The organism is Shinella sp. R2-11 (genome assembly GCF_055330205.1).
The window spans coordinates 1-401 of sequence record NZ_JBVAPC010000032.1 but is presented as its reverse complement, the minus strand read 5'-3'; the positions used below and the strand labels follow the sequence as shown (position 1 = coordinate 401).

Annotated in this window: 1 protein-coding gene; it reads left to right on the top strand. The window is 64.8% G+C overall.

Features of this window, described 5'->3' with window-relative positions:
• Positions 1 to 401 (top strand): cation diffusion facilitator family transporter (locus ACZ1A1_RS24945; RefSeq protein WP_463622066.1); only part of this gene is annotated, 401 nt, incomplete at both ends.

The following is a 401-nucleotide window of genomic DNA, read 5'->3' as shown; positions in this document are numbered from 1 at the left end:
ATCTCCGCGGGCACGATCTACGGCTCGATGGCGCTGGTAGCCGATGGCTGGCACATGTCCACGCATGCCGGGGCGATGCTGATCACCGCGCTGACCTACCTCTATGCCCGCCGCCACGCCGATGATCGCCGCTTCACCTTTGGCACCGGCAAGCTCGGCGATCTCGGCGGCTTCGCCAGCGCCATCGTCCTTGCCCTGATCGCGCTGCTCATCGGCTGGGAGAGCTTGATGCGGCTGGCCAATCCCGTCGAGATCAGCTTCGAGCAGGCGATCGCCGTCGCGGTGGCCGGCCTCTGCGTCAATCTTGTTTGCGCGTGGCTGCTGCGTGACGATCACTCCCACCATCATCATGGGCATGGGCACCATCACACCCATCACGGTCATGACCACAGCCACCATGG